Origin of the sequence: Sphingomonas radiodurans (genome assembly GCF_020866845.1) — a bacterium.
In the GTDB taxonomy this organism is placed as follows: Bacteria; Pseudomonadota; Alphaproteobacteria; order Sphingomonadales; family Sphingomonadaceae; genus Sphingomonas; species Sphingomonas radiodurans.
Window position 1 is genome coordinate 1,029,806 of sequence record NZ_CP086594.1, and the last position, 23,381, is coordinate 1,053,186.

19 protein-coding genes are annotated in these 23,381 nt (G+C 64.6%); 7 read left to right on the forward strand and 12 right to left on the reverse strand.

Annotation, left to right across the window (positions count from 1 at the left end):
• Positions 1-97 precede the first annotated feature (97 nt).
• The 3 genes from rpoC (at position 98) to LLW23_RS05045 (ending at position 6,316) form a co-directional block, all read left to right on the forward strand.
• The gene (gene rpoC / locus LLW23_RS05035) at positions 98-4,393 is read left to right on the forward strand and encodes a DNA-directed RNA polymerase subunit beta' (RefSeq protein WP_228947682.1); all 4,296 of its coding nucleotides are present in this window, start codon (positions 98-100) and stop codon (positions 4,391-4,393) included.
• A gap of 163 nt (positions 4,394-4,556) precedes the next feature.
• Positions 4,557-5,633 (forward strand): type I restriction endonuclease, encoded by a 1,077-nt coding sequence (locus tag LLW23_RS05040; protein ID WP_228947683.1) that lies wholly within the window; start codon positions 4,557-4,559, stop codon positions 5,631-5,633.
• Between the two features lie 143 nt (positions 5,634-5,776).
• Positions 5,777-6,316: a DUF1003 domain-containing protein gene (locus LLW23_RS05045; RefSeq protein WP_228947684.1), complete on the forward strand. Its 540-nt coding sequence runs from the start codon at positions 5,777-5,779 to the stop codon at positions 6,314-6,316.
• A 16-nt stretch (positions 6,317-6,332) separates the two neighbouring features.
• Here the strand turns inward: LLW23_RS05045 and LLW23_RS05050 are convergent, their stop codons facing one another.
• From LLW23_RS05050 to LLW23_RS05065, 4 genes are read right to left on the reverse strand one after another with little or no spacing between them, the layout of a single operon-like run.
• The gene (locus LLW23_RS05050) at positions 6,333-6,857 is read right to left on the reverse strand and encodes a GNAT family N-acetyltransferase (protein WP_228947685.1); all 525 of its coding nucleotides are present in this window, start codon (positions 6,855-6,857) and stop codon (positions 6,333-6,335) included.
• A gap of 7 nt (positions 6,858-6,864) precedes the next feature.
• Positions 6,865-7,656, reverse strand: coding sequence for a LysR family transcriptional regulator (locus LLW23_RS05055; protein ID WP_228947686.1), 792 nt, complete (start codon positions 7,654-7,656; stop codon positions 6,865-6,867).
• 7 nt (positions 7,657-7,663) lie between these two features.
• A complete protein-coding gene (gene apaG / locus LLW23_RS05060) occupies positions 7,664-8,062 on the reverse strand; it encodes a Co2+/Mg2+ efflux protein ApaG (RefSeq protein ID WP_228947687.1) in 399 nt (132 codons plus the stop codon).
• Positions 8,063-8,075: 13 nt separating this feature from the next.
• Positions 8,076-9,284 carry a trans-sulfuration enzyme family protein gene (locus LLW23_RS05065; protein WP_228947688.1) on the reverse strand — a complete coding sequence of 403 codons (1,209 nt, stop codon included), beginning with the start codon at positions 9,282-9,284 and terminating at the stop codon, positions 8,076-8,078.
• Positions 9,285-9,639: 355 nt separating this feature from the next.
• Between LLW23_RS05065 and LLW23_RS05070 the strand changes: the two genes are divergently transcribed.
• Positions 9,640-10,857 (forward strand): glycosyltransferase family 39 protein, encoded by a 1,218-nt coding sequence (locus LLW23_RS05070; protein ID WP_228947689.1) that lies wholly within the window; start codon positions 9,640-9,642, stop codon positions 10,855-10,857.
• Here the strand turns inward: LLW23_RS05070 and LLW23_RS05075 are convergent, their stop codons facing one another.
• From LLW23_RS05075 to LLW23_RS05095, 5 genes are read right to left on the reverse strand one after another with little or no spacing between them, the layout of a single operon-like run.
• Positions 10,858-11,958: a glycosyltransferase family 2 protein gene (locus tag LLW23_RS05075; RefSeq protein WP_228947690.1), complete on the reverse strand. Its 1,101-nt coding sequence runs from the start codon at positions 11,956-11,958 to the stop codon at positions 10,858-10,860.
• On the reverse strand, positions 11,955-12,998 hold the full coding sequence (gene leuB / locus LLW23_RS05080) for a 3-isopropylmalate dehydrogenase (RefSeq protein WP_228947691.1): 1,044 nt from the start codon (positions 12,996-12,998) through the stop codon (positions 11,955-11,957). The genes LLW23_RS05075 and leuB overlap by 4 nt, the downstream gene beginning before the upstream one ends.
• 46 nt (positions 12,999-13,044) lie before the next feature.
• Positions 13,045-13,776 (reverse strand): DNA repair protein RecO, encoded by a 732-nt coding sequence (gene recO / locus LLW23_RS05085; RefSeq protein ID WP_228947692.1) that lies wholly within the window; start codon positions 13,774-13,776, stop codon positions 13,045-13,047.
• A gap of 42 nt (positions 13,777-13,818) precedes the next feature.
• Positions 13,819-14,706, reverse strand: a complete 888-nt coding sequence (locus LLW23_RS05090) for a GNAT family N-acetyltransferase (protein ID WP_228947693.1) — start codon at positions 14,704-14,706, stop codon at positions 13,819-13,821.
• Positions 14,703-15,653 carry a polysaccharide deacetylase family protein gene (locus LLW23_RS05095; protein ID WP_228947694.1) on the reverse strand — a complete coding sequence of 317 codons (951 nt, stop codon included), beginning with the start codon at positions 15,651-15,653 and terminating at the stop codon, positions 14,703-14,705. Before LLW23_RS05095 ends, LLW23_RS05090 begins: the two co-directional genes overlap by 4 nt.
• 228 nt (positions 15,654-15,881) lie before the next feature.
• Here LLW23_RS05095 and purB point away from each other — a divergent pair, with 228 nt between their 5' ends.
• Positions 15,882-17,192, forward strand: coding sequence for an adenylosuccinate lyase (purB, locus tag LLW23_RS05100; RefSeq protein WP_228947695.1), 1,311 nt, complete (start codon positions 15,882-15,884; stop codon positions 17,190-17,192).
• A 304-nt stretch (positions 17,193-17,496) separates the two neighbouring features.
• Here the strand turns inward: purB and LLW23_RS05105 are convergent, their stop codons facing one another.
• Positions 17,497-18,462: an agmatine deiminase family protein gene (locus LLW23_RS05105; protein ID WP_228947696.1), complete on the reverse strand. Its 966-nt coding sequence runs from the start codon at positions 18,460-18,462 to the stop codon at positions 17,497-17,499.
• The gene (locus LLW23_RS05110) at positions 18,459-20,099 is read right to left on the reverse strand and encodes a M28 family metallopeptidase (protein ID WP_228947697.1); all 1,641 of its coding nucleotides are present in this window, start codon (positions 20,097-20,099) and stop codon (positions 18,459-18,461) included. Before LLW23_RS05110 ends, LLW23_RS05105 begins: the two co-directional genes overlap by 4 nt.
• Positions 20,100-20,218: 119 nt before the next feature.
• Between LLW23_RS05110 and LLW23_RS05115 the strand changes: the two genes are divergently transcribed.
• The gene (locus LLW23_RS05115; protein WP_228947698.1) at positions 20,219-22,138 is read left to right on the forward strand and encodes a S9 family peptidase; all 1,920 of its coding nucleotides are present in this window, start codon (positions 20,219-20,221) and stop codon (positions 22,136-22,138) included.
• 63 nt (positions 22,139-22,201) lie between these two features.
• Here the strand turns inward: LLW23_RS05115 and rpsD are convergent, their stop codons facing one another.
• Positions 22,202-22,816, reverse strand: a complete 615-nt coding sequence (rpsD, locus tag LLW23_RS05120) for a 30S ribosomal protein S4 (RefSeq protein WP_228947699.1) — start codon at positions 22,814-22,816, stop codon at positions 22,202-22,204.
• Between the two features lie 232 nt (positions 22,817-23,048).
• On the opposite strand from rpsD, the gene LLW23_RS05125 reads away from it, so the two are divergent.
• Positions 23,049-23,360, forward strand: a complete 312-nt coding sequence (locus tag LLW23_RS05125) for a chorismate mutase (protein ID WP_228947700.1) — start codon at positions 23,049-23,051, stop codon at positions 23,358-23,360.
• Positions 23,361-23,381: the final 21 nt, after the last annotated feature.

The window sequence follows — 23,381 nt, forward strand, 5'->3', positions numbered from 1 at the left end:
AGGGCCGGGGAGAGGGGCAGTCGCAAGCGCGACGCTCTGACTCCCCCTCTCCCCTACCCTCTCCCCGCAAGCGGAGAGAGGGAGAAAGAGGCTGAAAATGAACGAACTTACGAACTTCGCGAACCCCGTCGCCAAGACGGAATCCTTCGACCAGATCCAGATCGGCATCGCGTCTCCGGACCGCATCCGCTCCTGGTCGTTCGGCGAGATCAAGAAGCCCGAGACCATCAACTATCGCACGTTCAAGCCCGAGCGTGACGGCCTGTTCTGCGCGCGCATCTTCGGTCCGATCAAGGATTACGAGTGCCTGTGCGGCAAGTACAAGCGCATGAAGTACAAGGGCATCGTCTGCGAGAAGTGCGGCGTCGAGGTCACTGTCTCGAAGGTTCGCCGCGAGCGGATGGGCCATATCGAACTCGCCGCCCCGGTCGCGCACATCTGGTTCCTGAAGTCGCTGCCGTCGCGCATCGGCCTGCTGCTCGACATGCAGCTCAAGCAGCTCGAGCGTGTGCTGTACTTCGAGGCGTATATCGTCATCGAGCCGGGCCTCACCCCGCTCGAGAAGTTCCAGCTGCTCACCGAGGATGAACTCCTCGAGGCGCAGGACGAATATGGCGAAGACGCCTTCTCCGCCGGCATCGGCGCTGAAGCCGTTCGCATCATGCTCGAAAGCCTCGATCTCGAAGGCGAGAAGGCCGTCCTGCTCGAAGAGCTGGCGACCACCAAGTCCGAGCTGAAGCCCAAGAAGATCATCAAGCGCTTGAAGGTCGTCGAGAGCTTCCTCGAATCCGGCAACCGCCCGGAATGGATGATCCTCGAGGTCGTCCCGGTCATCCCGCCCGAGCTGCGCCCGCTGGTCCCGCTCGACGGCGGTCGCTTTGCGACGTCGGATCTCAACGATCTCTATCGCCGCGTGATCAACCGCAACAACCGCCTCAAGCGGCTGATGGAACTGCGCGCGCCGGACATCATCGTCCGCAACGAAAAACGCATGCTGCAGGAAGCCGTCGACGCACTGTTCGACAACGGTCGCCGCGGTCGCACGATCACTGGCGCCAACAAGCGTCCGCTCAAGTCGCTGTCCGACATGCTCAAGGGCAAGCAGGGCCGCTTCCGCCAGAACCTTCTCGGCAAGCGCGTCGACTATTCGGGCCGCTCGGTCATCGTGACCGGACCGGAGCTGAAGCTGCATCAGTGCGGCTTGCCGAAGAAGATGGCGCTCGAGCTGTTCAAGCCGTTCATCTACGCGCGCCTCGACGCCAAGGGCCTCAGCATGACGCTGAAGCAGGCGAAGAAGTGGGTCGAAAAGGAGCGCAAGGAAGTCTGGGATATCCTCGACGAGGTGATCCGCGAGCATCCCGTGCTGCTGAACCGCGCCCCCACGCTTCACCGCCTCGGCATCCAGGCGTTCGAGCCGGTGCTGATCGAAGGCAAGGCGATCCAGCTTCACCCGCTCGTCTGCTCGGCCTTCAACGCCGACTTCGACGGCGATCAGATGGCCGTCCACGTCCCGCTGTCGCTCGAGGCGCAGCTGGAAGCGCGCGTCCTGATGATGTCGACGAACAACATCCTGTCGCCGGCGAACGGCAAGCCGATCATCGTGCCGTCGCAGGATATGGTGCTCGGGCTCTACTATCTCTCGATGGAGAAGCAGAACGAGCCGGGCCAGGGCATGATGATCTCCGACATGTCGGAAGTGCATCAGGCGCTCAACGCCGGCGCTGTCACGCTGCACACCAAGATCATCAGCCGCGTGCCGCAGACCGACGAGAAGGGTAACCAGTACCTCAAACGCTACGAGACGACCCCGGGCCGCATGCTTCTCGGTGAGACGCTGCCCAAGTCGCACCGCGTCCCGTTCGAGACGGTCAACCGCCTGCTGACCAAGAAGGACGTCACTGACGTCATCGACGAAGTGTATCGTCACACCGGTCAGAAGGAGACCGTGCTGTTCGCCGACGCGATCATGTCGCTGGGCTTCAAGCACGCGTTCAAGGCCGGCATCTCGTTCGGCAAGGACGACATGATCATCGCGCCCGACAAGACCAAGCTGGTCGACGAGACGCGCGATCAGGTGAAGGACTTCGAGCAGCAGTATCAGGACGGCCTGATCACGCAGCAGGAGAAGTACAACAAGGTGATCGACGCCTGGAGCCGTTGCGGCGATCAGGTCGCGAACTCGATGATGAACGAGATCAAGGCGGTTCGTCACTATGACGAAAGCGACGGCGAAATGGCCGGCCGCGAGAAGCCGATCAACTCGATCTACATGATGGCGCACTCCGGTGCGCGTGGTTCGCAGGCGCAGATCAAGCAGCTTGCCGGCATGCGCGGCCTGATGGCCAAGCCATCGGGTGAGATCATCGAAACGCCGATCATTTCGAACTTCAAGGAAGGCCTGACCGTCCTTGAATACTTCAACTCCACCCACGGCGCCCGCAAGGGCCTCGCGGACACGGCGTTGAAGACCGCCAACTCGGGCTACCTCACCCGCCGTCTCGTCGACGTGTCGCAGGATTGCGTCATCGTCGAGGAGGATTGCGGCACCGAGCGCGCGCTGGAGATGAAGGCGATCGTGCAGGGCGGTTCGGTTATCGCGTCGCTTGGCGAGCGTATCCTGGGCCGCACCACGGCCGAGGATATCGTCGATGCGAAGAGCGGCGAGGTCATCATCCCGACGGGCACGTTGCTCGACGAGGCGATGATCACGCGGATCGAGGCGATCGGCCTGCAGGGCTGCAAGATCCGTTCGCCGCTGGTCTGCGAAAGCAAGATCGGCGTCTGCGGCAAGTGCTACGGGCGCGATCTCGCCCGCGGCACGCCGGTCAACATCGGCGAGGCGGTCGGCGTGATCGCGGCGCAGTCGATCGGTGAGCCGGGCACGCAGCTGACGATGCGCACCTTCCACATCGGCGGCGCGGCGCAGCTCAACGAGCAGTCGAACCTCGAAGCGCCGTATGATGGCACGATCGAATATCGCGATCTGCGCATCATCGTCGATCAGCGCAGCCGCCGCATCGTGCTCAGCCGTTCGGGCGAAATGGCGATCGTCGACATGGATGGTCGTGAGCTCGCGGTTCACAAGATCCCGTACGGTGCCACGGTGCTGTGCGACGACGGGCATATCGTCAGCGCCGGCGATCGCATGGCCGAATGGGATCCGTTCACCATGCCGCTCATCACCGAGACGGGCGGCACGGCGAAGTTCCTGGATCTGATCGAGGGCAAGACGCTGACCGAGCAGGTCGACGAGGCAACGGGCATCGCCCAGCGCGTCGTGATCGAATATCGTGCAGCCGCTCGTACGAAGGAGGATCTGCGTCCGCGCATCACCCTGCTCGACGAGGGTTCGGGCGAGGCGGCACGCTACATGCTGGCGCCCGGAGCAGTGCTGTCGGTGGACGATAACTCCACCGTCTACGCCGGCGACGTCGTCGCGCGTGTGGCCCGCGAATCCGCCAAGACGCGCGACATCACCGGTGGTCTGCCGCGCGTCGCCGAGCTGTTCGAGGCGCGCAAGCCGAAGGAGAATGCGATCATCGCAAAGGTCTCCGGCCGCGTGGTGTTCGGCAAGGATTACAAGGCGAAGCGCAAGATCGGCATCCAGCCCGAGGATGGCGGCGAGGTGGTCGAGTATCTCGTCCCCAAGTCGAAGGTGATCGACGTTCAGGAAGGCGACTACGTCAAGCGTGGCGACAACCTGATCGGCGGCAGCCCCGATCCGCACGACATCCTCGAGGTGATGGGGATCGAGCCGCTGGCCGAATATCTCGTCAGCGAGATCCAGGAAGTCTATCGACTGCAGGGCGTGAAGATCAACGACAAGCACATCGAGACGATCGTTCGTCAGATGCTGCAAAAGGTCGAGATCACCGCGGCCGGCGATACCACGCTGCTTCCGGGCGAGCAGGTCGATCGTGCCGAGATGGACGAGATCAACGCCAAGCTTGGCAAGAACGAGCAGCATGCCCAGGGCAAGCCGATCCTGCTCGGGATCACCAAGGCGAGTCTGCAGACCCGGTCGTTCATCTCGGCCGCGTCGTTCCAGGAAACCACCCGCGTCCTCACCGAGGCGGCAGTCCAGGGCAAGCAGGACACGCTGATGGGCCTCAAGGAGAACGTCATCGTCGGCCGGCTCATCCCGGCAGGCACTGGCGCCGGCATGAACCGCCTGCGGGTCGCGGCCACCTCGCGTGACGTGGCACTGCGCGCGCAGCAGAAGAAGCTGGCCGAAGCGATGATCGTCGCTCCGCCGAGCGCCGCCGAGCAGCGCAAGGCGGAAGCCGCGCGCAACGCGCGTGACAGCGCCGGCACCGGCGACGACCCCCTCGCCGCCGTCGTCGCCTCAGGCGACGGCAGCGACGCCGCCGCCGGCGAATATCTGAACGACTGATCTCGTTCGGACACCGCGACACGAAGAGCCCCGCCGGAGCGATCCGGCGGGGCTTTTTGTTTCACTTAGCTCCACGGTGGCGGAGCTAATTCAAAGTTTAGTAGCTATTTAGCCTACTTGCCGAAACGACCCAGCCGCGCCAATCTTCATCGAAAGAGGGGGGATGGCAGGTATGGACATCGCGACACGACTGGCTGAGCTGCAAAAGCGTACCGTTGAGCACCGCGAGGTACTCCTGACAGAAGAAGCTGCAAAAACTGCGCTGGTGATGCCGTTCCTGCAAACTCTTGGATATGACGTCTTTAACCCAAAGGAAGTCATTCCCGAATTTACGGCCGATGTCGGGATCAAGAAAGGTGAGAAGGTCGACTACGCCATCTGTAACGATGGCAAGGTAAACATCTTGATCGAGTGTAAACCATCAACGGCTGAGCTAAATGTCCATCATGCAGCTCAGCTGTTCCGGTACTTCAGTGTTACCGATGCCCGGCTCGCAATCCTAACGAACGGTGTCAATTATCAGTTCTTTTCAGATATTGAAAAGCCGAACAAGATGGATGATCGGCCATTTTTCACGTTCAGCATGGATGCGATCAAGCCCTCTGATATCCGTACGCTGGAGAAGTTCGCGAAACACGGTTTCGACATTGAGCAGATCCTCCAGGAGGCAGGTAACCTCAAGCTGCAATCCTTGCTCCGCAAGTCAATCGAGCAGGAGTTCGCGGAGCCGACTGATGAGTTCGTCCGTATATTCGCGGCAAGAGTAGTTGAGGGGCGCCTGACACCAGCGGCAAAAGAAACGATAGCGCGATTGGTGCCCGCAACGATCGCAGCGATCATCCGTGATCGAGTGAACGAACGCCTGTCTTCGGCACTGAACGCAACCGGACAGTCGTTGGCTGACCCGGAGGAGGCAAGCACGACGCCCGAAGAGGCGATAATCACCACTCAAGAAGAGCTAAGTGGTTTTCACATCGTGCAGGCGATCGCCTCCAAGCTGGTAAATCCCAAGCGGATCGTAATCCGCGACAGTAAGTCTTATTGCGCCATCTTGCTGGATGACAACAACCGCAAAACGATCGCACGGATGTGGTTCAACTCGCCGACGACCCGTTATTTTGGCACCTTTGCGGGCAAAGAAGAGACCCGTCACCTGATGCCCGAATTGACAGGTATCTATCAGCTCACACCAGAAATCGAAGCTCGCCTGAGAGAACTGGATGACGCGATCGGGGCGTGATTCACGCGAGTGCGCGTCCGCCCGATTGATATGGTGGACGCGCGCCTGCGCCCGAAAAACACACTGATACCAATCAGCTTGCCCCGCCAAACCTGTCCCAAAGCATAGGAAGTCGCCCAACCCCCGCTACCGTAGCGGCTCGCATGACCAAAAGCACCCTGACCCACCCCGCCCCGACGCCACCGGGGCTCACCTCGGTGCTCGATCGCAACATCACGCGCATGCAGGAGCGTCGCGCCGCCGATGAGCGCGACGCGACGCTGTCCGAGCGCGTGTCGGATGCGATCACGCGCTTTGCCGGCAGCATGACGTTCGTCATCATCCATGCGGTCGCTTACGGCACGTGGATCGCGATCAATGTCGGCATCGTCCCCGGCATTGAGCCATTCGATCCCAGCTTCGTGATGCTGGCGATGGAGGCAAGCGTCGAGGCGATTTTCCTGTCGACGTTCGTTTTGATCAGCCAGAACCGCATGATGGGCGCCGCCGCCCGCCAGTCCGATCTCGATCTCCAGATCAACCTGCTGGCCGAGCACGAACTGACCCATCTGGTCTCGATCGTCGATGCGATGGCGCGCAAGATGGGTGTAGACATCGTCGACGAGGCGCATCTGTCGGAGATCAAGCAGGATGTCTCGCCCGAAGCCGTGCTCGACGGCCTCGACGCCGCCGATCGGAAGTAGCCGTTAGACCTAGCCCCTACCGCGCACTCCACTCATCGCGCAGAAGCCCCCAAATCACGCTGTCGCGCACCCCGATATGCGTTTCCCACTCCGCGCGCAGCAGCCCCTCGCGCTGGAAGCCGAGCTCGGTCAGCAACGCGATCGAGCGCACGTTCTCCGGGTCGGTATCCGCAAACACCCGCCTGGCGCCCTCGGCGAACAGCAGGTCGATCAGCGCGGTCACCGCCTCGCGCCCATAGCCTTGTCCCGACGCCGCCGCCGACAGCAAATAGCCGATCTCGATCACGCCGCGGCGCCGCTCGCCCGCCGCCAGCGTGCCGATCGCGCGGCCACTTGCCTTCTCGATTATCGCCCACTGCCGCCACTGGTCGCCCGCCTGCGGCGTCACGTAATCGACCGTCTCGTCGATTGATCCATGCGGCGGGCTCGACCAGAAGCGCATCACGCGCGGGTCGCAATAGGCCTCGTGCAGCGCCGGCGCATCGGTCGGATCCGGTGCCCGCAGCGTCAGCCGCGCGCTCTCGAACGGCTCGGCCTTCATGCGCCAGTCAACCCGCCAGCGCTTCGACCAGCGCCTGCACCTTGCGCTGCCGCCATTGTGGCAGCGGCGCGACGAGCCAATAGCCAAGCCGCGACGGTCGCGGGTCACCGACCATCGCGACATGCCCCGCCGCGATATCGCGCGCCGCGAGCAGTTCGGGCACCGTCGCCCGCCCCAGCCCCTGCGCCGCGGCGTCGAGCGCCAGCCCCGCATCGCTGACGCGGATCAGCGCCGCGCCATCCTCCGGGCCACAGCCCGGCCATGCGATCACCGCCGCGGCGCTGCCGCCCGCCCGCTCGACCGTCACCATCCCGTCGCTCTCGATCGCCTCGCCTTCGAGCAGCCCTGGCCCCTCGCCCCACGTCACCGCCAGGTCGAGGTTCGCCTCGGTGAAGTCAGGCGGCGTATCGGCGGCGATCAGCACGAAGCGCAACTCGCCGTCGCCGCGCGCGATCTCGGCCAGCCGCGGCAGCAGCCACTTCTCGGTCAGGTCGCGCGGCGCCGCGATCGTCAGCGACTTGGACGATTGCCCCGCCTGCATCGCGCGCACCGCTTCTTCCATTTGCAGGAAACCGTCGCGCAACGGAGCCAGCCCCGCCTCGCCCTCGGGCGTCAGCTCCAGCCCCTTGGTCGTGCGCCGGAACAGCACGACGCCCAGCGTGTCCTCAAGCGCCCGGATCTGCTGCCCCACCGCCGCCGGCGTCACCGCCAGCTCGTCCGCCGCGCGCGTGAACGACAAATGCCGTGCCGCAGCGTCGAGCACGCGCAGACCGTTCAAGGGAAGATGCGTTCGCTTCATGCTACAATCAGCCCGTCACCGCCGGCGCGATCAGCGCGAACTTCGGGATCGCCACGTCGAACAGCGCGCCATCCTCGCCGATCATCCGATAGCTGCCCTGCATCGATCCTGCCGGCGTCGCCAGCGGACAGCCCGAGACATAATCGTAGCTCGCCCCCGGCGCGATCAGCGGCTGTTCGCCAACCACGCCCTCGCCTTCCACCGAATGCTTCGCGCCGCGCCCATCGGTGATCACCCAATGCCGCGTCAGCAGCTGCACCGCCTGCTCGCCCGCATTCTCCAGCCGAATGTGATACGCCCAGAACCAGCGCCCGCGCGCCGGCTCGGATTGCTCGGGCAGATAGCTCACCGAGACGCGCACGGTCACCCCCCGCGTCGTTTCCGACGAAGGGAACAGCGCCTTCACAGCCCGGCCCCCTTCACAGCCCGACCATGCCCAGCGCGCGATCGAGGTCGTCGATCACATCCGCCGGATCTTCGAGCCCGACGTTCAGCCGCAGCATCCCTTCGGAAATGCCCATCTCCTCGCGCTTCTCTGCCGAAACCGACGCATGCGTCGTCGAGGCCGGATGCGTCATCAGTGAGCGCGAATCGCCGATGTTGTTCGAAATATCGATCAGCTCCAGCGCGTCGAGCAAGCCATGCGCCTGCGTGCGACCGCCATCCACCTCGAACGCGAAGATCGGCCCCGTCGCGTCCATCTGGCTCATCGCAAGATTGTGCTGCGGATGGCTCGGCAACCCCGGATGCATCACGCGCGGCACGCGCCGCTCGAGGAAAGTGCCGACCTTGATCGCGTTTTCGGACTGGCGGTGAATGCGCAGGTCGAGCGTCTCCAGCCCCTTCAGCACTACCCAGGCGTTGAACGCCGACAGCGTCGGCCCGGTGTTGCGCGTGAACGGCAGCAGCGTGTTCTCGATGAAATCCTTGGTGCCGCAGACGGCGCCGGCGAGCACGCGGCCCTGCCCGTCCATCATCTTGGTCGCAGAATAGGCGGTCACATCGGCGCCGAACTCCATCGGCCGCTGCAACGCCGGGGTGGCGAAAGCATTGTCGACGACGCTAGTGATCCCGCGCTCGCGCGCGATCCCGCACACAGCGCTCAGGTCGACGATGTCCATCGTCGGATTGGCTGGCGTCTCGAAGAAGAACACCTTCGTCTCCGGGCGCACCGCATCGACGAACTGCTGCGGATCGCGCGCGTCGACGACGGTAGTGGCGATGCCGAACTTCGGCAGCAGCGTATCGACCAGCCAGCGGCACGATCCGAACGCCGCGCGCCCCGCCACGACATGATCGCCGGTCTGCAACTGGCTCAGCAGCACCGCCGTCATCGCCGCCATGCCCGTCGCCATCGACCGGCACGCCTCGGCACCCTCCAGCAGCGCGATGCGATGTTCGAGCATCTCGACCGTCGGGTTCTGCAGCCGCGAATAGGTCATCCCCTGCTGCTCGCCCGCGAACCGCGCCGCCGCATCGCCCGCGCAGTCGTAAGCGTAGCCCGAGGTCATGAAGATCGCCTCGGACGTCTCCCCGAACTCGGACCGCGCCGTCCCCCCCCGGATCGCGCGCGTCGCCGGGCGCCACGTGTCGGTGATCGAGCGGTCTTGTCCAGTACGGCGTTTCATGCGGAGCGCTTTCGGCCAAATGCGGAAGGCTTTCAAGGTAGCGCCAATCCTCCCCGAGCCAATCCTCCCTGAGCAAAGCTCGGGGAGGGGGACCATCCGCAAAGCGGATGGTGGAGGGGCTGGCCAGGCGAGACACTCGCCCCAGTCACCACCCGAACCCCACAACCCTGTCCTACACCACCCCCCCGATGGCATACCCACCACGCACCCAGGGACAGCCACGAATGTTGAATCACCTCCGCCACAGCCTCAACTTCCTCAACATTCGCGCGCAGGACAGCCGCGAATGTTGAATCGCACCGCGCCACAGCCTCAACTTCCTCAACATTCGCGGGTCCGCCCCCAGGCGCCCGCGATGCTCCGCCGCCCTCTTCCGCTCGCGATCCTGCTGTTCATCCTCGTCGAAACACTGTTCCTAATCCGCCTGTCGGTCCCCCACCAGCCGGTGTTCGACGAGACGCATTACGTCCCCGCCGCCCGCGCACTCGTCGCATTGTCCGGGCCGGCGAACGTCGAGCATCCGCTGCTCGCCAAATGGCTGATCGCGCTCGGCATGCGGCTGTTTGGCGACACGCCCTTCGGCTGGCGCATCATGTCCACGCTCGCCGGCAGCACGACGATCGTCGCGGTATTCGCCACCACTTGGCTGATGACCGGCCGCCGCCGCCCCAGCCTGCTGGCCGCCGCGCTGACGCTGCTGGGCTTCACCGTCTACATCCAGGCGCGGATCGCGATGCTCGACGGGTTCATGCTCGCCTTCCTGACCGCCGCGATCGCCATGGCCGGATGGACGCTGCGGCGCGGCGGCTGGTGGCGATGGGGAATAGTCGCGATGCTGCTCGGCTGCGCAGTGGCGTGCAAATGGCTCGCAGCCCCCTACGTCGCCTTCGCCGCCGCCGCCTTCGTCATCTTCAAGCGCGAGGATCCGCGCTGCTTCCCGGGCCTGACCATCATCCCGGCGCTTGCGATCCTGGGCATCGTCTCGGTAGCGACTTACTTCCTCACTTTCGCACCCGCGTTCTTCTACGCCAGCGAACCGATGACGCTCGCGCGAATGCTGCCGGTCCAGCTCGACATGTACGAACGCCAGACGCAGGTGTTGCCCCCGCACACCTACCAATCGAGCTGGTGGACATGGCCGCTGCTGATCCGCCCGATCTGGTATCTGTACGAGCCCGCCGATGGCGCGCAGCGCGGGATCCTGCTGCTCGGCAACCCGGCGATCATGTGGACCGGTCTGGTCGCGGTGGCGGCGTGCTGGTGGGGCTGGATCAAATCAGGCTCACCACGCCTGTTTGCCGCCGGGTCGCTGTGGATCGGTAGCCTCGCGATCTGGGCGGCAATCCCCAAATCGCTCGGCTTCTATTACTATTACTACCCGTCGAGCGTGTTCATCGTCATCGCCATCGTCGCTGCGCTCGATCACTGGCGCGCGCGAACCCGCGGTTGGGATGTCGCACTGCTCGCAATAGCAGCCGGGCTGGCGGTGTATTTCTATCCGGTCCTGTCGGCGCAGGCGCTGCCCGACGCTGGCGCATTCCGCCACTGGACGTGGTTCAGCACCTGGGTGTGATCAATACCGCCCCCAGGTGAACCGCGAAGACAGCGCATAATTCCACACCGCCCCGATCAGCACCCCCGCCAGCGCCGACGCAGCCCACGGTCCATAACGAAAGTCGTACAGAAACGCCGCGACGCCCACGTTCGCCACCGCCCCGACCGAACAGACCAGGCAGAACGACACCCACCCGTCGAACATCTGCCGCCACCCCTTCAATCGCCGATCGCGATAGGTGAGCGCATTGTTGAGGAAGAAGTTGAACGTCATCGCCGCCAGCGTCGCGACGATCTGCCCGAGCAGGAACGCCGCGCCCAGCCCGACATACAGCAAGGTCAGCACGCCCATATGGATGCCGACGCCGATCACCCCGATCGCCGAGAACATCGCAAAGCGGACCGGCACGACCCGCCCGAACTTGCGATCGTACAGCGCGATCAGATATTCCATCGCCACGACGTGATCGAGCTTCGACTCGCCTTCGCTGCGGCAGCGGAAGACATAGGGCAGCTCGACGAAACGCAGCGGCCGATCGCCCGCCGCCATGATGTCGAGCAGGATCTTGAAGCCGATCCCCGCCAGCCGCGGCGCCATCGCCCGCAACAGGCTGGTGCGTATCATGAAAAACCCGCTCATCGGATCTGTCAGCCCAACATCGAGCACCCGCTGCGACAGCCGCGTCGCCAGCGCGGACTTGGCGACTCGGTCGCGGTCCCACTCCCCGGTCCCACCACCTTCGACGAAACGCGATCCGATGACGATATCGAGCGCATCGTCGGCCTGCAGCGCGGCGAGCATGCCGGGCAGGATCGTCTCGTCGTGCTGGAGGTCACCGTCGATCACCGCCACCACCGGCGCTGCGGTCGCACACATCCCCTCGATACAGGCCGTCGCCAGCCCACGCCGCCCGATCCGCTGGATCACCCGCACCCGACGATCGATCCGCGCAATATTGCGGACCGCGTCGGCGGTGCCATCCGGGCTATCGTCATCGACGAAGATCGCTTCCCAATTAAGCCCCGCCAGCGCCTGGTCGAGCTTGGCGACCAGCACCGGCACATTGGCCTTCTCGTTGAACGTCGGGATGACGACCGCGAGGTCGAGCAGATCGCTCACAATGCAGCGAGCACCGCGTCGCCCATCGCTTGCGTCGAACAGCTGCCGCCGAGATCCGCGGTCCGGTGGCCCGCCCCCAGCGCCGCCGCGACCGCTGCCTCGATCCGATCCGCCGCCTCGGGCAGCCCGAGCGAATGCCGCAGCAGCATCGCCGCCGACAGGATTGCCGCACACGGATTTGCCTTGCCCTGCCCCGCGATGTCGGGCGCCGAGCCGTGAATCGGCTCGTACAACCCCTTGCCAGCCGCATCGAGCGAGGCCGAGGGCAGCAACCCGATCGATCCGACGCACATCGACGCCTGGTCCGACAGGATGTCGCCAAACAGATTGCCCGTGACGATCACGTCGAACTGGCCCGGATCGCGCACCAACTGCATCGCTGCATTGTCGACATAGAGATGCGTCAGCACGACATCAGGATAGTCGACCGCCGTCTCGATGACGACGTCACGCCACAGCTGCGACGTCTCGAGCACATTGGCCTTGTCGACCGAACACAGCCGTCCCTTCCGCCGCCGCGCTGCCTCGAACCCGGCGATCGCAATGCGACGCACTTCGCTTTCGTCGTAGCTCATCACGTCATAGCCTTGCCGCAGCCCGGCCGGCGTAATGCGCATCCCCTTCTCGCCGAAATACACATCGCCGTTCAGCTCGCGCACGATCAGCAGGTCGATCGCCCGCGCCACCTCCGGCCGCAGCGCCGATGCCTCCTCAAGCCCGGCGAACAGCTTGGCCGGACGCAGATTGGCGAACAGCGTCAGCTCCTTGCGTGCGGCCAGGATCGCCTGCTCCGGCCGCAAATGCCTATCGAGCGCATCGCACGTCGGATCGCCGACCGCTCCGAACAGGATCGCATCGGCGCGCTTCGCGAGGTCGAGCGTCGCAGCCGGCAGCGGATGACCGGTGGCATGATACGCCGCGCCCCCGACCAGCGCCTCCTCGAACACCAGATCGAGCCCCAGCGACTCGAGCACGCGCTGCGCCTCGGCGGTCACCTCCGGGCCGATGCCGTCACCGGGCAGGATCGCGATCAGGGCCATGCGTGTCTCCGAGAAAGGCGCGCGACCCTTGCCGCCGCGCCTGCCGTCACGCAACCGCTCTCTTCAGCCGATCGATCAGCCGCTCGCGCGCCGATAGCGTGTCCGCGCGACGATCGACGAGCACGTCGCGCGCCAGAAAGCGCCCCGTGATGGCAAGCGCCGCGAACACATCGGGCCAATCCGGCTCGCCGCCCGCGACCAGGAACGGCGGCAATGGCAGCAGCCGGTCCTCGTACCCAAACGCCGCACCGCGACTCACCGCACCACCACTCTTCGGGCTGACGAACGCAATGTCTTCCGTCGTCCCGGTTACGACGCAGCGGCCGAGATCGAGCCCGAACCCAAGCTCCGCCAACAACAACAATTCATACCGCGCCAACGCCCCCGCCCACCCGCGCGCAGCCGGCGCCGCCTCGATCGCGTCGAGTACGGCAGTGAGCGCTGCGTGCAGCCGAGGAAACGGCTGTGCCTCCGGAAGCGTCGCGGCGGTGAGCGCCGTCAGCCATTCAAGCGCAGCTGCTGGCAGCGGCTCGGCATGAAGCGCCGCGAGGCTGTGGACGAGTTCTACCGTCAGCGCAGGCAGCTGATCGTCGGTGCGCGCGCGCCAATCGCCCAAGATGGTGTTCGCCGGCTGCAGCACCGGCCGCAACCCGCGCGACCGCCCGCCGCGAACATAGCCGGGTCGCACGCCATCATCCGCCGTCAGCGCGCGCACGATCGCCCCATGCTCGCCATGCGGCCGGATCGCGAGGACGATGGCTGTAGTGGCGAGATGCATCGACGCTGCTGTAGCGCCTTCTCCACTCCCGAACGGAAGAATCTACGCCCGCCGCACCCGCCTCGCAACGCCGCGTAACGCCGGCATCTCCGCCGCCCGCTTCGCCACCCGCATGGCCGCATCGAACCCGCCTACGAGCGCCACCGCACCCCGGTTCGCCAGCGTCGGGCGCAGCAGCAGCAGGTCGCGGCACGCCACGCCTGCACTCGCCAAGCCCCGCTTGTGCTGCCCCTCGCCCTCGGTGAAGTCGAAGCGCGCAAAACGATCTGAGAACAGGTCGCCCAGCGCCGCCTCCATCAACACGCTGCCCGGGGACAACGCCGCAAAGGCAGGATCATGACCGACGTAGTCGTAGCGCAAGGTCGTGCCGTCCGCCCCGCACCACAGATAGGCAGCGGGCACATCTCCGATGAACAGCAACCATGCACGTACCTGGTCAGCGCCGGCCATCGCCATCATGCGCTGGACGAACCCCACATCCCCCGGCAGCCCCGCCGCCATTAACTTTTCCTGATAGGTCTTTTCCGCAAGCGCGCGCGCAATCGGATGAAAATCGACCAGCGCCGCGGGCGTGCGAAAGCGCCGCACATCCAGTCGTCGACCGCTCGCCGCGGCCAGCTTCTTCGCCTTGCGCTTCAGCGTCGAGCGCGTCTGCCCCGAGAGGCCCGCACGCCACGCCGCCTCGCCGGCCGCGAGATCGACATAATAGCGCGTGTACCGCTGCCGCTCGAACAGCACGCCGCGCCAATCAGGTACGATCGCTTCAGGCAACGATGTCACGAGATACCCATGATCGTGCCCCAGCGGCGGCAGCGGCGGCATTGCCCCACCGAGCGCTTGCTCGAGCGACAGGCCGACCCGCACCAGCCGCCGCGGGATCGATGCGATCGTCCTTGCGCCGATCTGCAGCCGAAGCGCGCTGTCACTCACGCCGCGCGCTCCGCCACGAGGTTCGACCACAGCTGTTCTGCCTGCCGCTTCCCGCGCCGCCAGCGGCTCGCCGGCAACGGCGCGTCGGTGCGGTCGAGCGGTAGCGTGGGGCGATCCGCAAAATGCACCGTAGGAGCCACGTCCTGGCGCTCCGCCAACAACGCACACAACTGTTCGAAGCGCCGCACATGCACGCGGTTCGGCGCAGTGCCGGCGCGATTGGCAAGCTCGAAGCTATGCCCGACGATCGTCGTCGCGACATGCTGCTCGGCGATCGCATGATCAAGCGCCGCCCGCATCTCACCCGCCGAAAGCGCGCAGATTTGAAAATTGCGCCAAGCCCCCGCTTGGTCCTCGATCACCGTCACCGGCACTTCCACCACCCCATGCCGCGCCACCGGCGCGATCCGTGAAGGCGCCAAACCGATCGCACTTGGCCAAGGATGATGCGCACCATTGTGGCTGCTGTCGTAAGCGATACCGAGCGCGGCAAGCGCCGCAAGCGTGTCGTCGTTCGCCGAATAGCTGCCGCTGCGAAACGCGACGGGCGGCGGTGCACCAGCCGCGACCAGCAACGCCGCCGCCTCCGTAATCAACTCACGCTGCGCGTGCGCGGAATAGTCGATCAACTCGAACGACGCATGCGCCGCACGATCGGCGATAGCAGCCTTGGTCCAATTGGGGTGAAGATGAAGCTGAACCTCTTGCCCCGCCGCCACCACCGCATCGACGATTCGCGCAAATGGCTCCAGACCGTAGATACGCGCCGGCATCGGATCGACGAAGAAGGTCGCCTTCAGCCCATGCCTCGCCAATAGCGCTAGCTGCCACGCCAGCCCAACGCCGCCCGGCTCGATCGACCGCGCCTCCACAAGGGACACGCCGAGACCAGCCGCATGGTGCCGCCACGCCAATTCAGTGTCGATCGTGAGGAAAACGTAAGTCATCGCCAGCCAGTTTACCCGCCGCAGCGTAAAGATTCGGCGAACTCTCGATGGTGAGGCGCCATGAAGAAGCGTCGAGGAAGATGGTCCCTGATTGTCAGGCCGGGCCCAAGAAACTGGCTCTCGCCTCCGCATTTGAAGGCTGTCTGCGACCCTGCTACCGGACCGCAACTGCCGCTCTTCGCCGGCTTGCGACGAACCGTTGCCGCCGCATGATCAAGGAAACTCCGCATGGTTCCCCGCTATTCTCGGCCTGAAATGACCGCGATCTGGACGCCGGAAGCGCGCTTCCGCATCTGGTTCGAAATCGAGGCACATGCCACCGAAGCGCTCGCCGATCTCGGCGTCGTCCCGCGCGAGGCGGCTGACGCGCTTTGGGCTTGGTGGCGCACCGATCCGGCGATCGACGTCGCCGCGATCGACGCAATCGAAGCCGTGACGAAGCATGACGTGATCGCGTTCCTCACCTGGGTCGCCGAGCAGGTCGGCGATCAAGCGCGCTTCATGCACCAGGGAATGACCAGCTCGGACGTGCTCGACACATGCCTGGCGGTGCAGCTCGCGCGCGCGTCCGATCTACTGATCGCCGACGTCGATGCACTGCTCGCCGTGCTTCGCCGCCGCGCGGAGGAGCATAAGTTCACCCCCACAATCGGCCGCAGCCACGGCATCCACGCCGAACCTGTCACATTCGGGCTCAAGCTCGCGCAAGCCTATGCCGAATTCGATCGCTGCCGCGCACGACTGGTCGCGGCCAAGGCGGAAATCGCAACCTGCGCCATCTCGGGCGCGGTAGGCACCTTCGCCAACGTTGATCCGCGCGTCGAGGCACACGTCGCCGCAAAGCTCGGCCTCGCGGTCGAGCCGGTGTCGACACAGGTCATCCCCCGCGATCGCCACGCGATGTTCTTCGCGACGCTCGGCGTCGTCGCCAGCTCGATCGAACGTCTGGCCACCGAGGTTCGCCACTTGCAGCGCACCGAAGTGCTTGAGGCTGAGGAGTATTTCTCCCCCGGCCAAAAGGGCTCGTCGGCAATGCCGCACAAGCGCAATCCGGTGCTGACCGAGAACCTCACCGGCCTCGCCCGCATGGTGCGCGGCTATGTCACGCCGGCGCTCGAGAACGTCGCGCTGTGGCACGAGCGCGACATCAGCCACTCGTCGGTCGAGCGCTACATCGCACCCGACGCCACGATCACGCTCGATTTCGCGCTCGCACGACTCACCGGCGTGATCGACAAGCTGCTCGTTTATCCCGAGCGGATGCAGAAGAACATGGATCGCATGGGCGGGCTGATCCACTCGCAGCGTGTGCTGCTGGCGCTCACCCAGGCGGGCGTCAGTCGCGAGGATTCGTACCGCCTCGTGCAGCGGAACGCGATGAAGGTGTGGGAATCGGACGGCGCGCTATCACTTCGCGATTTGCTGAAGGCAGATCCCGATGTCACGGTTGCCCTCGCACCCGAGGCGATCGATGCCGAATTCGATCTCGGCTATCACTTCAAGCAGATCGACACGATCTTCGCGCGAGTGTTCGGCTGACGATTGCACTGCGTGCATCTGCGATTGCATCGTAACATTATTGCGCGACAACGTAACGAAACTCATATGCGTCCGTGCCGGACCTAGCCGGCACGGAGACCAACCATGCGCATGTTCGAGGCCGTAATCAGCAATCTGCTGGTTCTCGCGGCACCGGCGCTGGTCTTGGGCGTAGTCACAACGCTCTGAAGCCCAGCAGCCCGCCCCATTCGCCGTTCAGGCGAGGGGGCGGCAGCCGCAAGTTAGTGTACGTTCAGCGGATTTGATCAATCTATGTCCGCGCGGTCGCGTAGCGCTTGACGCCTCAAGCCGGCATCTGTTGCGAAATGCAGTGGAAGCTGCCGCCGCCGGTCAGGATCGCATCCGCGCGCAAGCCGATCACCTCGCGCCCCGGGAACAGCGCGCGGAACTCGCTCACCGCCGCCTCGTCGTCAGGCGCGCCATAGATCGGCACCACGACGCTCGCATTGCCGATGTAGAAGTTCATGTAGCTCGCTGGCACGACGTCCTCATCCCGCAGCACGCGCCCAGGTGAAGGCACCGGCACCACCGTCACGCCGGCGCCACGCGCGCGCTGCGCCGCCTGCTGATAGACATGCCAATTCGGATCATTGTCGCCCGCCACCGGGATCGCCAGCCGACCCTCGCCGACAAACCGCGCCAGATTGTCGACATGTCCATCGGTATGATCGTTCTGTAGCCCCTCGCCGAGCCAGATCACGCGCTCGAAGCCCAGGTCAGCGTGAAGCCGCTCCTCGATTTCGGTGCGCGACAGGCCGGGATTGCGGTTCGGGTTAAGCAGGCACTGCTCGGTCGTCACGACCAGGCCAGTGCCGTCGCCGTCGATCGCCCCGCCCTCAAGCACCCAATTGTGGCGCTCGACGCGCTTGCCGCGCTCGGCTGCCAGGCGACGCCCAATGTCTTCGTCGCCAGGCAGATCGTATTTCCCACCCCAACCGTTGAACAGGAAGTCATGCGCCACGCGGTCGCCCGAAACGATGGGTCCGGTATCGCGCAGCCAGATGTCGCCGAACGGTTCGACCACTACCTGTGCAAACGGTGCGAGCCGCGCCGCAGAAACTGCCGCCTCTCCGTCAGCCGCCACGAGCAGCACCGTCTCGCCCTTGCCGCCAGCGTGAACAGCAGCGGCAAACGCAGCCACTTCCTCGCGCGCCTGGTCGAGATCCTCCTGCCACAACTCCGGGTGGCTGGGAAAACCGATCCAGACTGCCTTGTGCGGCGCCCATTCGGCCTTTGGCGCGCGGGTCACTTCGGCACCGCGCGCGAACGGTCGCGGATCGCCTTGAACTCGGCGGTTGGATACCAGTTTGGCCAAGCGGTCCCATCGGCCAATTGGCGCCCGAGCTGGTAGTAGATCGTCAGGTCCTGCATCGCCCCTGCCCAGTTCCACATGGGATCATATTCGTCCTTCGGCCCATGATAGCGGTTCTTGTTGTAATCTTCAGCCGCCTTCTTGCCCGCTGCCACGCCGCCCTCGACCAGATCCTCGCCGCTTGCCGCTGACAGCATCGGCACGCCGAGCTTGGCAAAGCTGAAATGGTCCGAACGATAGTAATGGCCCTTCTCCGGCGTCGCTTCAGGCGAGATCCGCCGCCCCTGCGCGGCGACAAGCGGCTTCACCATGTCCTCGAGTTCGGACTTGCCAGCGCCAGTGATCTCGAAATCTTTCGTCGCGCCGACCACGTTCAGCCCGTCCATGTTGACCCCGCCGACCGTCTTGCCGAGCGGAAACACCGGATGCTCGGCATAATAGCGCGAGCCTAGGAGGCCGCTTTCCTCCGCCGTCACGGCGACAAACCCGATCGACCGCAGCGTCGGCCCCGCCTTGCGATAGGCCTCGGCCATCGCGACCAGCGCGGCGACGCCAGTCGCATTGTCGACCGCGCCGTTGCAGATGTCGTCCCCATCCACCGCGTCGCAGCGGCCTAGGTGATCCCAATGCGCCGAATACAACACGACCTCATCTGGCGCTACCGTTCCAGGCAGCACGCCCACGACGTTCTTCGACATGCTGCGCTTGATCTGGTTCGAAAAGCCGCCCGACAGCTTCAGCCCCAGCGGTACGGCGCGGAAGCCCTTGCGCGTCGCCGCTGCCGCGAGCTGGTCGAAATCCTTGCCCGACGCGGCGAACAGCTCCTTCGCCTTGGCGAGCTGGATCCAACCGATCACCTCGCTCTGGTCCATATGGTTGCCCGGCTCGTCGAGCCCATATTGCGGACCGGTCCACGACGATTGCACGACGGACCAGCCATAAGCGGCAGGCTCGGTATCGTGCACGATGATCGCGCCCGTAGCTCCCTGCCGTGCGGCTTCCTCGAACTTGTAGGTCCAGCGGCCGTAATAGGTCATCGCCCGCCCCTCGAACGGGCCGGCATCCAGCCCCGCGGCGGCCGTTTGCCAATCGGGATCGTTCACCAGAATGACGACCGTCTTCCCCTTCACGTCCAGCCCGGCATAGTCGTTCCAGCCCTTCTCCGGCGCGTTGATGCCGTAGCCGACGAACACCAGTTCGCTATCCTTCAAGGCAATCTTCGGCGTCACGCGATAGGTGCCAGGGACTATATCGCTGCGATAGTTGAAGGTGACATGCGCCTTGCCCCCCGTCGCAGTAAACGGCGTCACGTCGCTAGCGGTGATTTCCACCATCGGCACGTCCTGCGTCCACTGGCCCTTGTTCCCCGGCTTCACCCCAGCCGCGGCGAGCCGCTTCACAATTGTGTCGACCGTCTTGGCCTCGCCCGCCGTCGTCGGTGCACGCCCCTCGAACGCGTCCGACGAAAGCTCCTGCGTCACGGACTTGAGCGTCTCGACTGAGATTGCGGGCTGCGTCTGCGCAAGCGCCGGCATGGCGATGGCCAACAGCAGGAGGTAAGCAAGGCGACGCATGGTTTTCCCTTGAGTGACGGCTTCCGCGCGGACCTTACAGCTTCGCCTTCGTCTCGCAACGACAGCTTGCCCGCTGCCTCGAGTTGCGGAACATTGCGAGCAATTATTGAGGGATCACAATGAGAAGAGGTTTGCGCCGCGCGGCGTTGATGATCGGCGCGGCAGTGCCGGCAATGCTGTCGGCACAGACGATGCCGCCGGAAGTGGCGTTCGGCGCGCGGGAGGCTGTCACCTCAGCCTCGCTGTCGCCGCAGGGCACGCGGCTTGCATTTCTTGCGCCGACCAAGGGCCAGGGCAATGCGCTCTATACCGTGCCGGTCGACGGCAGCACGCCGCCCCTACGCGTGATGGTCGCAAGCGGCGATCCGGAGCGGCTGGGCGGCTGCGGCTGGGTCTCCGAAGCGCGATTGTTATGCCGTTTGGTGTTCCTCAAGAACTCCCGAATCAAGAGTTTCGGAGGGATCAGCGCCTCGCGCCTGATCGCCGCAGATCATGATGGCCGAAACCTGCAGGTACTGACCCGACCCGGCGCGACCAGCCGTTACGGCGGCAGCGTTATCGACTGGCTGCCCGGCCAGAACGGGCAGATCATGGTACACAACTCAACTGCCGGCATCGAGCGAGTCGACACGGTAACCGGTGATCGCAAGATCCTTGCGAAGCCATTCCCTTCCGCCGGTGAATTCATCAGTGACGGAAATGGCACCGTTCGGGTCGCCGCCAGCTTCGAAACCATGGGCGACGGATATTCGACCGGCAAGGCAATCTATCGCTACCTTCCGAGCGGCGCGAAGGACTGGCTACCACTCAGCACGTTCAACTACATCTCGCGGGATGGTTTCGACCCACACGCCGTCGATACCGGCAAGAACGTCATTTACGGTTTCCAGAAGGTGAACGGTCGGCAAGCGCTCTTCGCCCGCAGCCTCGATCGTAGCATGACGGAGAAGCTGGTCTTCTCTCGACCCGACGTGGACGTCGATGGGCTGCTGCGGCTCGGTCGGCGCAATCGCGTAATCGGGGTTACCTACGTCACGGACAAGCGAGTGGCGGCTTACTTCGATCCGGATTTCGTCGATCTGCGCACGCGCCTTGCCAGAGCGATGCCGGGAGTGGGCATGATTAACTTCGAGGGGGCGAGCGACGACGAGAACATCCTGCTGCTATGGACCGGCGGTGACATCGATCCGGGCCGCTATTGGCTGTTCGACCGTCAGACAAAGCAACTTCGCCCGCTGATCCTCTCGCGACCCGAACTCGACGGCATAAAGCTGGCATCGGTGAAGCCGATCACCTTCAAGGGCGCAGACGGCACCTCGATCCCAGGCTATCTCACGCTGCCACCAGGTGGCGCCAGCCGGGGCCTGCCTGCGTTGGTCATGCCACACGGTGGGCCTGGCGCGCGCGACGAATGGGGCTTCGACTGGCAAGCGCAGTATTTTGCGCATCAAGGCTACGCCGTGCTCCAGCCCAACTTTCGTGGCTCCACCGGCTATGGTGATTCATGGTTTCAGCGGAACGGTTTCCAATCTTGGCGAATAGCGATCGGCGACATCATCGATAGCGGCCGCTGGATGGTGGCGGAAGGGATCGCGGATCCTACCAAGCTCGCCATCGTCGGCTGGTCATACGGGGGTTATGCTGCGTTGCAGGCAGGAGCGGTCGAGCCCGAATTATTCAAGGCAATCATTGCCATTGCGCCGGTAACCGATCTTAACGAACTGCGCGAATTCTATCGCGGCACCACGGCTCAACAGACAATGCGCGACTTCATCGGCACGGGGAAGCACCTCGTGGAAGGCTCGCCAACGCGAAATGCGGCGAAGATCACCGCACCAGTGCTGATGTTCCACGGCGCGCTCGACATGAATGTGCGCTATCGTCACGCGCAGGCGATGGAGGATGCGCTAAAGGATGCCGGCAAGAAGTTCGAGCTGATCACCTATCCCAAACTCGAGCATCAGCTCGAAGACAGTGCGGCGCGCGCGAACATGCTCAAACGCAGCGACACGTTCCTGAAGGCAGCATTCGCGAAGTAGACAACGAAAAGGGCGGCCCCGATTGGGACCGTCCTTCTTGTCTCGTGGAGCTGATCCGTCGGATCAGCGGCTGTAGAACTCGACCACCAGGTTCGGCTCCATCTTCACCGGATAAGGAACCTCGTCCAGCGTCGGCACGCGAATGAAGGTCACCTTGGCGGTGCCGTCCTGCGCGACATATTCCGGCACGTCGCGCTCGGCGAGCGTCTGCGCTTCGAGCACCAGCGCCATCTGCTGCGCCTTCGTGCCGATCGTGATCTCGTCGTTCACCGCGCAGCGGCGCGAGGCGACGTTGCACTTCACGCCATTGACGTAAACGTGGCCATGGCTGACGAGCTGGCGGGCCGAGAAGATCGTCGGCGTGAACTTCGCGCGGTAGACGATCATGTCGAGGCGGCGCTCGAGCAGGCCAATCAGGTTCTGCGAGGTATCGCCCTTCATCCGAGCCGCCTCGTCATAGCACTGGCGGAACTGCTTCTCGGTCACATCGCCGTAATAGCCCTTCAGCTTCTGCTTCGCGCGCAGCTGGATGCCGAAGTCGGAGACCTTGCCCTTACGGCGCTGGCCGTGCTGGCCGGGGCCATATTCACGCTTGTTGACCGGGCTCTTCGGCCGGCCCCAGATATTCTCGCCAAGACGGCGGTCGAGCTTGTGCTTGGCGCTATGGCGCTTCGACATTCAATATTCCTTCGATATGCTATCGACGTTCAGGTCCGCCATCCCGGTCCGAAGACCAGTTCCTACGATGCGTAGGAGGCGGGGCGTTCCCGGTCTCGCACCGGCCGCGAAAATGCGGTCGGGCCACCTGCTTCACCGGGGTGCAGGGGCAATCGCGAAGCGGCGCGCCTAGGCGGCCGGGCACGCCAAGTCAAGCTGGACAGCCGCACGATGCATCGCCAAGGCCCGGCGCATGACGATCCTTCCCGGACCACAATGCACAACCATGGCCGAGGTGCGCGCCGGGGTCGACAACGTCGATCGCGAACTGATCGCGCTGCTCCGCCGCCGCTTCGATTACATGGATGCCGCAGCGCGCATCAAGCCCGAACGCGGCCACGTCCGCGACGAAGCGCGCAAGGCACAGGTGATCGCCAACGCCCGCACCCACGCCGCGGCGGCCGGCCTGCCGGAAGCCGCGATTGGGCAGCTCTGGGATGCGCTGGTCGAGGCCTCGATCGCCTATGAACTCGTCGAATATGACAGGCGAGTAACCGGATCTTAGCCTAGATCGCCCCAAAGCGGC